The organism is Pseudarthrobacter oxydans, assembly GCF_034258515.1.
GTDB lineage: Bacteria > Actinomycetota > Actinomycetes > Actinomycetales > Micrococcaceae > Arthrobacter.
The window spans coordinates 3,884,013-3,897,155 of record NZ_CP139438.1 but is presented as its reverse complement, the minus strand read 5'-3'; the positions used below and the strand labels follow the sequence as shown (position 1 = coordinate 3,897,155).

The 13,143-nt window shown below is 64.7% G+C and carries 9 protein-coding genes and 1 pseudogene; 5 read left to right on the top strand and 5 right to left on the bottom strand.

Annotated features, from left to right (window positions below; genetic code table 11):
- Positions 1–66: 66 nt before the first annotated feature.
- Positions 67–1,665 (top strand): helix-turn-helix domain-containing protein, encoded by a 1,599-nt coding sequence (locus SMD14_RS17735; RefSeq protein WP_321214514.1) that lies wholly within the window; start codon positions 67–69, stop codon positions 1,663–1,665.
- Positions 1,666–1,670: 5 nt separating this feature from the next.
- Here the strand turns inward: SMD14_RS17735 and SMD14_RS17730 are convergent, their stop codons facing one another.
- On the bottom strand, positions 1,671–2,699 hold the full coding sequence (locus SMD14_RS17730; RefSeq protein ID WP_321214513.1) for an ornithine cyclodeaminase: 1,029 nt from the start codon (positions 2,697–2,699) through the stop codon (positions 1,671–1,673).
- A gap of 152 nt (positions 2,700–2,851) precedes the next feature.
- Positions 2,852–3,283: an Lrp/AsnC family transcriptional regulator gene (locus SMD14_RS17725; protein ID WP_311216728.1), complete on the bottom strand. Its 432-nt coding sequence runs from the start codon at positions 3,281–3,283 to the stop codon at positions 2,852–2,854.
- Positions 3,284–3,484: 201 nt separating this feature from the next.
- On the opposite strand from SMD14_RS17725, the gene SMD14_RS17720 reads away from it, so the two are divergent.
- Together SMD14_RS17720 and SMD14_RS17715 are read left to right on the top strand one after the other, a co-directional pair.
- Entirely contained in the window at positions 3,485–5,218 is a 1,734-nt protein-coding gene (locus tag SMD14_RS17720; RefSeq protein WP_321214512.1) for an ABC transporter ATP-binding protein, read from the top strand.
- Entirely contained in the window at positions 5,215–7,233 is a 2,019-nt protein-coding gene (locus tag SMD14_RS17715) for an ABC transporter ATP-binding protein (RefSeq protein WP_321214511.1), read from the top strand. Before SMD14_RS17720 ends, SMD14_RS17715 begins: the two co-directional genes overlap by 4 nt.
- A gap of 22 nt (positions 7,234–7,255) precedes the next feature.
- Here the strand turns inward: SMD14_RS17715 and SMD14_RS17710 are convergent, their stop codons facing one another.
- The 3 genes from SMD14_RS17710 to SMD14_RS17700 form a co-directional block, all read right to left on the bottom strand.
- Entirely contained in the window at positions 7,256–7,879 is a 624-nt protein-coding gene (locus SMD14_RS17710) for an NAD(P)-binding domain-containing protein (RefSeq protein WP_321214510.1), read from the bottom strand.
- Between the two features lie 5 nt (positions 7,880–7,884).
- Positions 7,885–9,096, bottom strand: coding sequence for an FAD-dependent monooxygenase (locus SMD14_RS17705; protein WP_321214509.1), 1,212 nt, complete (start codon positions 9,094–9,096; stop codon positions 7,885–7,887).
- A 109-nt stretch (positions 9,097–9,205) separates the two neighbouring features.
- Positions 9,206–10,585, bottom strand: a complete 1,380-nt coding sequence (locus SMD14_RS17700) for an MFS transporter (RefSeq protein ID WP_321214508.1) — start codon at positions 10,583–10,585, stop codon at positions 9,206–9,208.
- Positions 10,586–10,681: 96 nt separating this feature from the next.
- On the opposite strand from SMD14_RS17700, the gene SMD14_RS17695 reads away from it, so the two are divergent.
- Positions 10,682–11,701: a LysR substrate-binding domain-containing protein gene (locus SMD14_RS17695; RefSeq protein WP_321214507.1), complete on the top strand. Its 1,020-nt coding sequence runs from the start codon at positions 10,682–10,684 to the stop codon at positions 11,699–11,701.
- A gap of 121 nt (positions 11,702–11,822) precedes the next feature.
- Positions 11,823–12,869, top strand: a pseudogene (locus SMD14_RS17690) (ABC transporter ATP-binding protein); the annotation flags it as partial.
- Positions 12,870–13,143 lie beyond the last annotated feature (274 nt).

Below are 13,143 nucleotides of genomic sequence, written 5' to 3'. Positions count from 1 at the left end.
GTGCAGGCAACGAAGGTTATCGATTCTTCTTGTGTTCCAGCACCATAGGTGTGAAGCTTTAGCCCTATGACCGAGGCCACCCATCGCAATGACAGCATCCACCTGCCCCACCTGCTGAAGATGCTTGAGGACACCGGACTGGTGCTCGGTTCAGGAGCGGTGCCGCCCAGGTTGTCCCTGATGAGTCCGTCGCTCTATGACCCCTTCGTGCCGCTTGAAGGGCTGCGTGGGGGCATTTTGCTCGGGATCGGGCTGCACCCCGCGGACCCGGGCACTGCAGGCGTGGTCCGGGATGCGGCGGAAGCCGGCTTTGCCGCAGTGGTGGTCAAGAAGCTCCACCAGGACATCGGACACCTCGCAGCGGTGGCGGACGAAGCCGGCATCGCCCTCCTGGTGGTGGACGACGACGTGAGGTGGAGGCATCTCAATGCACTCCTGGACTCAGCCCTCAACGCCTCGGCAGATGCCGGCAGCACGATCTCACCGCTGGGGGTGGGGGACCTTTTCGCGTTGGCAAACGCCATTGCGGCGATGGTCGGAGGGGCTACCACCATCGAGAACCTGCAGGAACAGGTGTTGGCGTACTCCACGCTTGAGGACCAGCCGATCGATGAGGACCGGCGCAGGGGAATCCTTGGCCGGCAGGTGCCCTACCTGCCCGAGAACGCGGGCCAGTACGCGGCGGTGTTCCGGTCCTCCGGGGCAGTCCGGATCGAGGGCGTCCGGCCCGCCATGGACAGGATGGCGATAGCAGTCCGGGCGGGCAAGGAGCCCCTGGGATCGATCTGGGTTGTTGATGTCCATGGCGATCTGGATGGCGAAGCAGAACAGGCCCTGGAACGCGCCGCGGACATTGCAGCGCTCCACATGCTCCGCGCCCGCAGCAGCCATGATCTCGCACGCCAGCAACGCGAGGAGCTGCTGCGCCGGCTCCTCGAAGGAGGCGACGACGCCATCCTGGTTGCCGAACAGCTGGGGCTGCGGAATTCGGGTCCCTTTGCGGTCGTCGCTTTTCAGGCTGAACCCGGGCAGGCAGCCGAGACTACGTTGGTGAGGATTGCGGACTTGGTGACCACGCAGTGCGAGGCCCACGGCCAAGGCGCTCAATGCGTGCAGGCGGGCTCTACCATTTATGCAATATTCCCGGCGGCGGCTGCGTCGTCCCTGGGGTCAATCGAAGCCCTTGCCCGGAGGCTCAACGATCGTTCCCGGGCATCGCTGGGAGTTGAGCTGCGGGCGGCGGCGGGTCCCGCCGTCGACGCCGTCTCGGACATCAGCCGTTCACGGCATGACGCCGATCTTGTCCTGCTGATGCTCGCCTCGGACGGCTTCCCGGGCACGTACGCCAGCGCAGGGGAGGTCCGCAGCCGCCTCACCCTCCTGGAGCTGGCCGCGGCGTTCCGGGCGGCACCGCACCTTCTGTCCGCTGCCGCCCGGAGAATCCAAGAGTACGACGCCGATTTTGGCACCGGATATGCCCTGACGCTGAGAACCTACCTTGACTGCTCCCGCGATTCCGCAAGGACAGCGGCAGCCTTGTCCCTGCACCAGAACACTCTCCGGTACCGCCTCAAGCGCCTGCGTGACCTCTTCGGCGTGGATTTGGACCAGCCTGAGGACACGCTGGTGCTGTGGCTAAGCTTGCACGTGCTCGAGCTGAACTAGCCGGGCTAGCCGACCGGGGAGAGCGCGCCCACCAGGCCGAAGAGGTCTTTGGGATCCTCCGGGTTTGCGACCAGGTCGATCTCTTCGAAGAAGTCGGATCCCTGGACCGCATCCCGCACATAGCGGAGGGCGGAGAAGTCCTCGATGGCGAAGCCGACAGAGTCGAAGATGGTGACCTGCTCAGGCGTTGACCGCCCTGCAGCCCCTCCGGCCAGGACCTGCCAGAACTCGGTCACGGCAAAGTCCGCCGGCATCTGCTGGATCTCGCCTTCGATTCGGGTCTGCGGCGTGTACTCCACGAACACCTCGCCGAGTTCCAGGATGGCGGCGTCAAGTTCGGTCTTTCCCGGGCAGTCCCCGCCGATGGCGTTGATGTGGACGCCGGGGCAGATCATGTCTGCGCTGAGGACAGTGGCGTTGGCCTTGTCCGCGGTACACGTGGTGATGACGTCCGCACCCTGGACGGCGTCGGCCGCAGAGGACGCAATGTGGACATCGAAACCCAGCGGTGCCGCATTGCGCAGCAGCTTCGCCATGGCGGCCTGGTCAGTATCCCAGACCCGGAGGGTGGTGATCCCGAGGGCGGCCTTGAACGCCAAAGCCTGGAACTCCGACTGGCTTCCCGTGCCGATCATGGCCATCACAGAGGAGCCGGGGCGGGCAAGCCTTCTGCCAACCATGCCGGAAGTGGCTGCAGTCCGCAGGGCTGTCAGCAGCGTCATCTCCGTCAGGAACGTGGGGTATCCGTTGTGGACATCTGCCAGCACTCCGAATGCGGTTACGGTCTGGAAGCCTCGGGCGGGGTTCGAGGGGTGACCATTGACGTATTTGAAACCATAGGTCTCGTGGTCGCTGGTGGGCATTAGCTCGATGACGCCGAACGGGGTGTGGCTGGCCACCCGGGGAGTCTTATCGAAGGATTCCCAGCGGCGGAAGTCGTCCTCAAGGTAGTCCATCATTTCCGAGATGATGGTTTGCGTTCCCGTGCGGGCCACCCAGCGAACCATGTTGTGAACATCCACAAAACGCGTCATTGCGCTCCTTCTTCCGTGTGAACCATTAGTGTCCTCACGGTATTCGGCGCCGATAAGCGGCCACAATGAGCAAAGCGCGTACCTTTCGTCAAATGCCTATGCATTTTGCCAGGTCATTTCTGGCATTGTGCAAGATCATGCGCTCGGGGCCCCTACCTGAGCACCGAACTGAGCAGCAGGCTTGTTTCACTGTTGAGCACGCCATTGACCGCACGGATCCTGCCAAGGACATCGTCGAAGCCGCTGAGGTTTTCGGTGGCCAGTTCCGCTACGAGGTCCCAGCCGCCGTTGGTGGTGTGCAAGGCGCGGATTTCCGGAAAACCGCGTAACTCCCGTATGACGTTGTTGGCAGACCTGCCCTCGACCGCGATCAGCGTGATGGCGCGAATTGTCAGCGGATCTACTTCGTCACGGACCCGTGCCGTAAAGCCCACGATGGTTCCAGAGGCGAGCAGGCGTTCAAGGCGGCTATTCACGGTAGCCCTCGCCACTCCAAGCCTGCGCGACAGGCTGGCCACAGACTCCCGGCCGTCCTCGCGGAGGGCAGACAGCAGCCTGCGATCAAGATCAGTGAGGTCAGTCATGTACAGAACGTATAACGATGGTTTGCAATACGCGCATTCTGGGAGGCAAGACGCAAGCCCTGATGTTCCCTGCAGGATCAGCAAAATACGCCCTCCGAGAACCAGCCCGGATTCTCCAGTGAGACCCAGCCCTGTTCCCAGCCTCCGGACGTAAACTGACCTTCGCACCACCTCTTGTGGACACTGTGTCAGGAGCCGCCCATGCTCTGGAAGCTGCTTGTTGAATACCTGCGGCCGCACCGGCCGCTGCTCGCCGCCGTCGTGGTTTTCCAGCTGGCGCAGTCCATCGCGTCCCTATACCTGCCCACCCTGAACGCGGACATCATCGACGAGGGCGTGGCCAAGGCGAACATCGGCTACATCCTGAGCCTGGGCGGCGTGATGCTGGCGATCACCCTGCTGCAGATCGTGTGCGCGGTGATCGCGGTGTACTTCGCGGCGAAGGCGGCCATGGGCGTGGGCCGGGACCTTCGGGGCGCGATCTTCAAACGGGTGGGGGAGTTCTCCGAGCAGGAAGTCACCAAGTTCGGCGCGCCAAGCCTGATCACGCGATCCACGAACGACGTCCAGCAGGTCCAGCAGCTGGTGCTCATGTCCGCCACCATGCTGGTCACTGCGCCCATGCTCAGCATTGGCGGCGTGATCATGGCCATCAGGCAGGACGTGCAGCTGTCCTGGCTGATCGCCGTCGCCGTCCCGGTGCTGCTCATCGCCGTCGGCCTGCTTACCGCCCGGATGGTGCCGCTGTTCCGCAAGATGCAGAAGCGGATCGACACCGTGAACCGCGTCCTCCGCGAGCAGCTCACCGGCATCCGCGTGGTCCGCGCGTTCGTCCGCGAGGACATCGAGACCGCGCGCTTCGCCCAGGCCAACGACGACGTCACGGACACCGCCCTCCGTGCCGGCCGGCTGATGGCGCTCGCGTTTCCGGTGGTGATGCTGGTGCTGAACGTCTCCAGCGTGGCCGTGATCTGGTTCGGCTCGTTCCGCATCCAGGACGGCTCCATGCAGGTGGGCACGCTCATCGCGTTCCTGAGTTACCTGATCCAGATCCTGATGTCGGTCATGATGGCCACCTTCATGGCCGTGATGATCCCGCGAGCCGCCGTCTCCGCGGACCGGATCGGCGAGGTGCTGCGCACTGAATCCAGCGTCCGCCCGCCACGGAACCCCCTCAGCAGCGAGGTGCGCCGCGGCGAGCTGGAAATGCGCGACGTCGGATTCGCCTACCCGGGTGCCGACCAGCCCGTCCTCTCCGGCATCAGCTTCACCGCCCGGGCGGGGCAGACGACGGCGATCATCGGCAGCACCGGGTCCGGCAAGACCACCCTGGTGAACCTCATGCCCCGGCTGTTCGACGCCACCAGCGGCTCGGTCCGGATGGACGGCGTGGACGTGCGGGAGCTGCACCCGGACCTGCTCTGGGGGCACATCGGCCTGGTCCCGCAGCGGCCCTACCTGTTCAGCGGCACCGTGCGCAGCAACCTGCTCTACGGCAAGCCGGACGCCACCGAGGACGAGCTCTGGACCGCCCTGGAAATCGCCCAGGCGCGGGACTTCGTGGAACGGATGGACGGCGGCCTGGACGCGCCCATCAGCCAGGGCGGCACCAACGTCTCCGGCGGGCAGCGGCAGCGGCTGGCCATCGCCCGGGCCCTGGTGAAGCGGCCCGAGCTGTACATCTTCGACGATTCGTTCTCCTCGCTGGACACCGGCACCGACGCCCGCCTCCGCCAGGCCCTCAAGCGCAGCACCGCCGGCGCCACGCTGGTGATCATCGCCCAGCGCGTCTCCAGCATCGTGGACGCGGACCAGATTTTAGTGCTCGACGGCGGCAGGATCGTGGGGCGGGGAACGCACAGTGAGCTGCTGGAGACGTCGGAGACGTACCGCGAGATCGTTTCGTCCCAGCTGGCGGCGGAGGAGACGGTATGAGCCGCCAGCCCTCTCCCGCAGCCGGCACCAAAGCCGCACCCGCCTCCGCACCCGGCGGCGCCGCCGTCGTACGCATTCCCCGTCCCATGGGCGGGCCGGGACGCGGCGGGCCGTTCGCGGGGATGAACGTCCCGGCGGAGAAGGCGATGAACTTCTGGCCGTCGGCCAAGCGGCTGCTGGGGAAGCTGCGGCCGGAGCGGGCGTGGCTGCTGCTGGTGTTCGTGACGGCGGTGGCCGGGGTGGCGCTCTCGGTGACCGGGCCGCGGCTGCTGGGGGAGGGCACCAACCTGATTTTTGCCGGGGTGGTGTCCCGGGAGCTGCCCGCCGGGGTGAGCAAGGAGCAGCTGATCGCGCAGCTGCGGGCGTCCGGGGAGGGGCAGCGCGCGGACATGCTCAGCGCCATGGACCTGGTGCCGGGGCAGGGGATCGACTTCGCCGCGCTGGGGAATGTGCTGACGTGGGCGCTGGTGCTGTATGTGCTGTCCTCGGCGTTTATGTGGGTGCAGGCGTATGTGCTGAACGGGGTGGTGCAGCGGACGGTGTTCGGGCTGCGCGGGGAGATCGAGGCGAAGATCCATCGGCTGCCGCTGCGGTATTTCGATTCGATCCAGCGCGGTGAGCTGCTGAGCCGGGTGACGAACGACGTGGACAACATTTCCCAGAGCCTGCAGCAGACCATCAGCCAGGCGGTCACGTCGGTGCTGACGGTGGTGGGTGTGCTGGTGATGATGGTGATCCTTTCGCCCACGCTGGCGCTGATCGCGCTGGTGACCATTCCGCTGACGCTGGGGATCACGGCGCTGATTGCCAAGCGCTCGCAGAAGCTGTTTGTGGCGCAGTGGAAGAACACAGGTGAGTTAAATGGGCAGATCGAGGAGACGTACACCGGGCATGCGCTGGTGAAGGTGTTCGGCCGGCAGCGCGAGGTGGAGGAGCGGTTCCGGCAGAAGAACGCGGAGCTGTACGAGGCGAGCTTCGGGGCGCAGTTCATTTCCGGGTTGATCATGCCGGCCATGACGTTCATCGGGAACCTGGTGTACGTGGGGATCGCGGTGGTGGGCGGGCTGCAGGTGGCGTCCGGGGCGATGCAGCTGGGCGATGTGCAGGCGTTCATCCAGTACTCGCGGCAGTTCACCATGCCGCTGGCGCAGCTGGGGTCCATGGCGAATGTGCTGCAGTCGGGGGTTGCCTCGGCGGAGCGGGTGTTCTCGTTGTTGGATGAGGACGAGGAGTCTGAGGAGCCGGCCCCTTCTGCCGGGCCGGTGTTCGGGCGGGGGCGGCTGGTGTTCGAGGATGTGTCCTTTTCGTATTCGCCGGACAAGCCGCTGATTTCCGGTTTGTCTTTGGTGGCGGAGCCGGGGCAGACGGTGGCGATTGTGGGGCCCACCGGGGCGGGCAAGACCACGCTGGTGAACCTGATGATGCGGTTCTACGAGCTGGATGCGGGGCGGATAACGCTCGACGGCGTGGACGTCACCTCGGTGCCGCGGCGCGAGCTGCGCTCGCGGCTGGGGATGGTGCTGCAGGATACGTGGCTGTTCGGCGGGACCATCCGGGACAACATTGCGTACGGGCGGCCTGGCGCTACTGAAGACGAGATTCTGGAAGCCGCGCGGGCGACATATGTGGACCGGTTCGTGCGGTCCCTGCCTGACGGGTATGACACCGTGCTTGAGGACGAGGGCGGCAACGTGTCCGCGGGGGAGAAGCAGCTGCTGACGATTGCACGGGCATTCCTGGCCCGGCCTTCGGTGCTGATTTTGGATGAGGCGACGTCGTCCGTGGACACCCGGACCGAGGTGCTGGTGCAGAAGGCGATGAGCGCGTTGAGGTCGGACCGGACTTCTTTTGTGATCGCGCACCGCCTGTCCACCATCCGCGATGCCGACCTCATCCTGGTGATGGAGGCCGGCCAGATCGTGGAGCAGGGGACGCACGCTTCGCTGCTGGCTGCCGGCGGGGCATACGCGCGGCTGTACGAGGCGCAGTTCGCGGCCCCGGTGGCGGAGGTTTGAGTGGCCTGCCGCTCAGGAATCCTCACGGCAGCAGCGCGAATCCGGACTCGTAGCGTGTCTTCCCGATTGCTGCCAATACGATCTGGAGAAAGCCCATTGCCTCAAGTTCCCTCGCACGCGAAAGAGGACCAGCGTCGACCGCCCGGAGTCCTGCCGCTTCGAGGAGGGCCGCGACTGCTATTTTCGCCTCTGCATCGTCTCCGGCGAACAGGACAGTCGTGCGCGTTGTGCCATTGGTGCCGGTGCTGAGCGTGTCGCCGAGATTGACGTTGAACGCTTTCACGACTGTAACGCCCACCGGGAGGGCCTTGGAAAGTTCAACCGCAGTCGAGGAGTCTGATGGGACCAGCAACTCATCGTACGTGGTGAAATCAATGGGGTTGCTGATGTCGATGACGACCTTGCCGCTGAGTCGATCCCGATAGTGCTCAAGTATGTTCGGGTACGCTTCATACGGAACTGCGAGGACGACGAGGTCACCTGTGAGTTCATCGCCGATAAGCCCATAATCCGCATCCGGACGCTCGGCGGACGAGCCAGCCCCCGCCCTGCGCCGGATGATTTGGATACTCGCTCCGGCTCGCGCTGATACTTCGGCAATTGCTGAGCCCATCTTGCCGGTGCCAATGATGCTGATCGATGTCATGCGAACTAGATCCTCCTGAATCGTTTGAGTGCTTTTTCGGCGGCTGCCACCGCGTCGAAGTCGAAGAGCACACTTCGGCGAAAATCGCGTCCTGCGCGCAAATCAGCGTCACGCTTCTTGATGTCCTCAAATTCATTCTGCGCGTCGAATTGTGAGCCGCTTCTGCGAGAGCTGTTCTGCAGGATCGCCGTGCGTTGCATTCGAACGGCGGTGTAGCGCTTGAAGGCTTCGGCAATCTCATCGGCGTCTTCGGCCTCCCTGAGGAAGAAGGCAAGAGTAATGCTGTCCTCGATTGCCTGGTTCACTCCCTGGCCCGCGTGCGGCAGCATGGTGTGTGCTGCGTCCCCAAGCAACGTGACGCGCCCTCGCGACCAATTAGTGAGTGGCTCGTGGTCGTAGAGGCCCCACCAGAAGGTCTGGTCGATGAGCTGGATGAAGTGGCGAAGCTTCGGGTCCCATTTCTCACCCGCAAACTCGGCGGCGAGTTCGCTCACGTCCCCCGGTGCCGACCAGGTTTCCTTGAGCGGCCTGTCACTGGGTACGAACCCGACATAGTTGAACAACTTGCGCTGCTGCAGCGGGTAGCACATGAAGTGCTTTCCCTCACCCATCCATACCTGGCTGATCATGGGCCAGTCATCGGGAAGGAGGGCCGCGTCAAGTACTCCGCGAAACGCTATGAATCCGGAGTAGACGGGGTCGGGGGTTTGCATCAGAGAATCCCGCACCACCGAGTGGATGCCGTCCGCGCCCACCACTGCATCAAACTCATCGTGTACGCCGTTCTCGAATTCGAGGCGGACGCCTGTGTCTAGCGTCTGAATCGACGTCAGACGATGGCCGAGACGGATCGTGTCGGGCGCGACCTCTCGAGACAAAACGTCGACCAGGTCGGGCCTGTACATGCCGACATTTTGATACCGCTTTGCTGAGTCTTCCCAAGCTGCTTCGGCTACAACGTTGCCCATGGCGTCCTGGTAGACGCCATGGCCGTCCGGAGTGGCGCCTGCGCGCTTGACCTGTTCAAGGACACCGAGTTTGTCGAGAACGCGCTGGCCATTCGGAGCGACAGTGACGCCTGCGCCCACGTCGCCCAGCCCCCTCGCTTGCTCGAACACCGTGACGTGGGCACCGGCGATCCGCGTGAGGGCAATCGCAGCAGTAAGCCCGCCCAGCCCCCCTCCAATAACCGCGACTCTGGTGGTGTGATTTACCATCGGTTCTCCTCGACTGCATTACGTAATCCTTGAATTTGCCGAACGTAAGGGGCCACGACGGCATGGTGAATAGTTCCGTGGACGCCACGGTGGAAGGGGAACGGGGTCGCTACGGCTTCGCCGCAAGCTCCCTGTGGGCCACGTTGGGGGCGAACATCGTTGCGCCGCTGGCCTGCTCGGCCTCGTGGTCCGGGCCGAGCGGGATGCCGCGCCGGTCGCGCAGGCACAGCGTCGCCGCGGCCCCGACGAGGGTGGCCACGAGGATATACCAGGAGACCGCAGTCGTGGTGCCGGTGGCCTGCAGCAGTGCTTGGGCGATGGTGGGAGCGAACGCCCCGCCGAGGATTGACCCAATGGCGTAGGGGATGGCCACTCCAGAGAAACGAACGGATGCCGGGAAGATCTCGGCGTACCAGGCTGCCAGAGGCCCGTATGTGAGGCCGAGGCCGATCGAGAGCAGGACCAGGCCGGCGTAGAGGCCGGGTAGCGTCGCGGTGTTGACGAGCCAGAATAGCGGGAAGGCCATCAGTGCCTGTACGGCGAAGCCGATGAGGTGGGTGTTTCGCCGGCCAATCGAATCGGCGAGGCGCCCTGCAATGAGCGTCGCGAAGAACCACACCGCCGAGGCGACCGTGGACGCGATGAGCATCGCCGTGGTGTCTATCTTAAGCTTGCCGGTGGCGTAGCTCTGGAGGAAGCCGCCGGTGGTCATGTAGCCCACGGCGTTATTGCCCACGAACACAAGCGCGGCGAGGATCACAAGGTGCCAGTGACGTTTGAAGAGGACCACAACCGGGGCCTTGGTCTGCTGGCCGCGCTCGGCGATCTCGGTGAACACGGGGCTCTCCTCAACGGAGCGGCGGACAAAGTAGCCGACGACGATGAGCACGATGCTCAGCAGGAACGGCACGCGCCAGCCCCACTCGAGGAAGGCCTGGCCGGGGGAGACGACTCCGGTCATGAGGGCCATCAAGCCCGAAGCGAGAAGAAAGCCCAGCGGGACGCCGACCTGCGGCAAGGCGCCAGCGCGACCGCGGCGGTCAGCAGGAGCGTGCTCGACGACCATGAGGACTGCGCCGCCCCACTCGCCGCCGGCGGAGACGCCTTGGAGAATGCGGAGGAGGAGCAGGAGGATCGGCGCCGCGATGCCGATCTGGGCGAAGGTGGGCAGGACGCCGATGAGTGTCGTTGCTACACCCATGAGGATGAGCGTGATGACAAGCATGGCACGGCGGCCGATTCTATCGCCGTAGTGCCCCGCGAGGAACGCACCGAGCGGGCGGAAGAGGAAGGAGATGCCGACGGTAGCGAAGGAGAGCAAGAGCCCGATTTCCTCCCCGGCAGGCTTGAAGAAGAGCTGGCTGAACACGAGCCCAGCGCCCAGCGCGTAGATGAAGAAGTCGTACCACTCGATCGTGGTGCCGATGATCGTTGCGAACGCGACGCGACGTTGAGTGGCGGGATTGCTAACGGCATTGGAAGAGGTCATTGCTGTCCTTGTGAAGGGTGCGGACGTTGCTGTTCCTCTATGGTGAGCGAACTCACATCTGCATGTAAATCACAGAGATTTGCAGATAAAGTTCTGTTGTACTTAAGAAGCCCGATCTACGGTGAGGTGGCCATGGCCGATGTGAGCCTGAGGCAACTCGAGCTGTTCGCTGCCCTGCCGGACTTCACCACATCCAGTGCGGCGGCAGCCCATCTTCACATCTCAGAGTCGGCGCTGTCCCAGGCCATCACGGGGCTCGAGAGGACTGTGGGGGAGCAGCTATGCGTGCGCCGCAAGGCGCGGGGCCTCGCACTGACTCCCGCGGGCCAGCACTTCGCAATGCAGGCGCGCAGGATCCTCGCGGACACGCGGGAGCTCGTCCAGGGCGACCGCCGGGGAGAAGAGCTGCGGGGCAGTGTCAAGTTTGGCTGCTACGCGAGCTTCGCCGCGAGCGTGGTGCCGGAGCTCCTCGAAGGCTTCCCGCGGAGGCACCCCGGGGTGGACCTCGAGACCACGGTGGGCACCAACGAGGACCTGTTCCCCGCCCTCCAGTCAGGACGCCTCGACGTGGCCATCACATACGAAAGGTTCCTGCCAGCCGGCTACCGTCACCGCAAGGTCTACGCGACCGAGCTTGAGGCCCACCTGCATCCGGACCACCCGCTCGCGGCGGGCAGCACAGTGGATCTCGCCGATCTCGCCGGCGAGCCACTCATCCTCTACGACGTGAGCCCGAGCACCATCAATATAGTCGAGGCGTTCGCCGCGCGCGGGCTCGAGCCCAGGATCGCGGCCCGGGTCACCCAGATCATCCTCGTCGAGGCGCTCGTGGGCCGCGGCATGGGGTATGGCCTGCTCATGTCCCGGCCCAACGCGCTCCCCATGAGCGTCGAGGGGCGGCCGGTCGCCATCCGCCCATTCGACCCGCCCGTAACCCTCTCCAACGTCGTGGGGATCTGGCCCGAGGACATGACCCTCACGCGACGAGCCTCGGCCCTGCTCGACTTTGCGGTCGAGAAGCTCGGCTGCTACGACCGCGCAGACGTAGTTCAGAGCGCAGCCCCCCACGACGTCGCCGCCCCGCCTCATGCGGGCAGCGACTTCTTTCAGAAGTAGGCCTTCAGATCGAACGAGGGATCGGCCAAGACCCCCGTTTCGGCCTTTAAGCCCTCCTGACCCGCTCTATCAGGCTGAACTGTGGGCTGCGAGAGGCTGAGTCATTGGCCCCCGTGGCGGCAGCGAGTTTCGGGCGCAGTTCATTTCCGGGCTGATCATGCCGGCCATGACGTTCATCGGGAATCTGGTGTACGTGGGGATTGCGGTGGTGGGCGGGCTGCAGGTGGCGTCCGGGGCGATGCAGCTGGGCGATGTGCAGGCGTTCATCCAGTACTCGCGGCAGTTCACCATGCCGCTGGCGCAGCTGGGGTCCATGGCGAATGTGCTGCAGTCGGGGGTTGCGTCGGCGGAGCGGGTGTTCGAGCTGCTGGATGAATCTGAGGAGTCTGTGGAGCCTGCGCCTTCCGCCGGGCCGGTGTTCGGGCGGGGGCGGCTGGTGTTCGAGGACGTGTCGTTCTCGTATTCGCCGGACAAGCCGCTGATCTCTTCGCTGTCCCTGGTGGCGGAGCCGGGGCAGACGGTGGCGATTGTGGGGCCCACCGGGGCGGGCAAGACCACGCTGGTGAACCTGATGATGCGGTTCTACGAGCTGGACGCGGGGCGGATAACGCTCGACGGCGTGGATGTCACCTCGGTGCCTCGCCGCGAGCTGCGCTCGCGGCTGGGGATGGTGCTGCAGGATACGTGGCTGTTCGGCGGGACGATCCGGGACAACATTGCGTATGGGCGGCCTTCGGCTACGGAGGCTGAGATTTTGGAGGCGGCGCGGGCGACGTATGTGGACCGGTTCGTGCGGTCGCTGCCCGAGGGGTACGACACCGTGCTGGACGACGAGGGCGCCAACGTGTCAGCGGGGGAGAAACAGCTGCTCACGATCGCCCGGGCATTCCTGGCACGGCCCTCGGTGCTGATCCTGGATGAGGCGACGTCTTCAGTGGACACCCGGACCGAGGTGCTGGTGCAGAAGGCCATGAGTGCACTGCGGTCCGACCGGACGTCCTTTGTGATTGCCCACCGCCTGTCCACGATCCGCGACGCCGACCTCATCCTGGTGATGGAAGCCGGGCAGATCGTGGAGCAGGGCACGCACGCTTCACTGCTGGCTGCCGGCGGGGCGTACGCACGGCTGTATGAAGCGCAGTTCGCGGCCCCGGCGGCGGACCTCTAGACGATTCGTCGCTGCCAAGTTGATTGCAAGGTGGGGAGGCAAAGGCCGGCCAAGAACGACGCCGGAAAGGACCCTTACTTTGCCGCCGCTCGCTTCGGGCAGATCGCCGTTCAGTTCGGCTCCGCGCCGAAACTAGGGGCGGAGCCGAACATTCAAAAGCGTGCCGTGCACCTGGTGAACATGTGCTGACTCTGGCGTATCCAGTACTCCCAACGCGAATCCCTTTAGTGCATCAAAAGCCACTTTCTCTTTTGTTGAGAACAGGTCCTGTGAG

Bases quoted from the DNA above. Each gene is read 5' to 3' on its own strand.
- SMD14_RS17735 (WP_321214514.1), top strand. From the start codon at position 67: ATGACCGAGGCCACCCATCGCAATGACAGCATCCACCTGCCCCACCTG.
- SMD14_RS17730 (WP_321214513.1), bottom strand. From the start codon at position 2,699: ATGACGCGTTTTGTGGATGTTCACAACATGGTTCGCTGGGTGGCCCGC.
- SMD14_RS17725 (WP_311216728.1), bottom strand. From the start codon at position 3,283: ATGACTGACCTCACTGATCTTGATCGCAGGCTGCTGTCTGCCCTCCGC.
- SMD14_RS17720 (WP_321214512.1), top strand. From the start codon at position 3,485: ATGCTCTGGAAGCTGCTTGTTGAATACCTGCGGCCGCACCGGCCGCTG.
- SMD14_RS17715 (WP_321214511.1), top strand. From the start codon at position 5,215: ATGAGCCGCCAGCCCTCTCCCGCAGCCGGCACCAAAGCCGCACCCGCC.
- SMD14_RS17710 (WP_321214510.1), bottom strand. From the start codon at position 7,879: ATGACATCGATCAGCATCATTGGCACCGGCAAGATGGGCTCAGCAATT.
- SMD14_RS17705 (WP_321214509.1), bottom strand. From the start codon at position 9,096: ATGGTAAATCACACCACCAGAGTCGCGGTTATTGGAGGGGGGCTGGGC.
- SMD14_RS17700 (WP_321214508.1), bottom strand. From the start codon at position 10,585: ATGACCTCTTCCAATGCCGTTAGCAATCCCGCCACTCAACGTCGCGTC.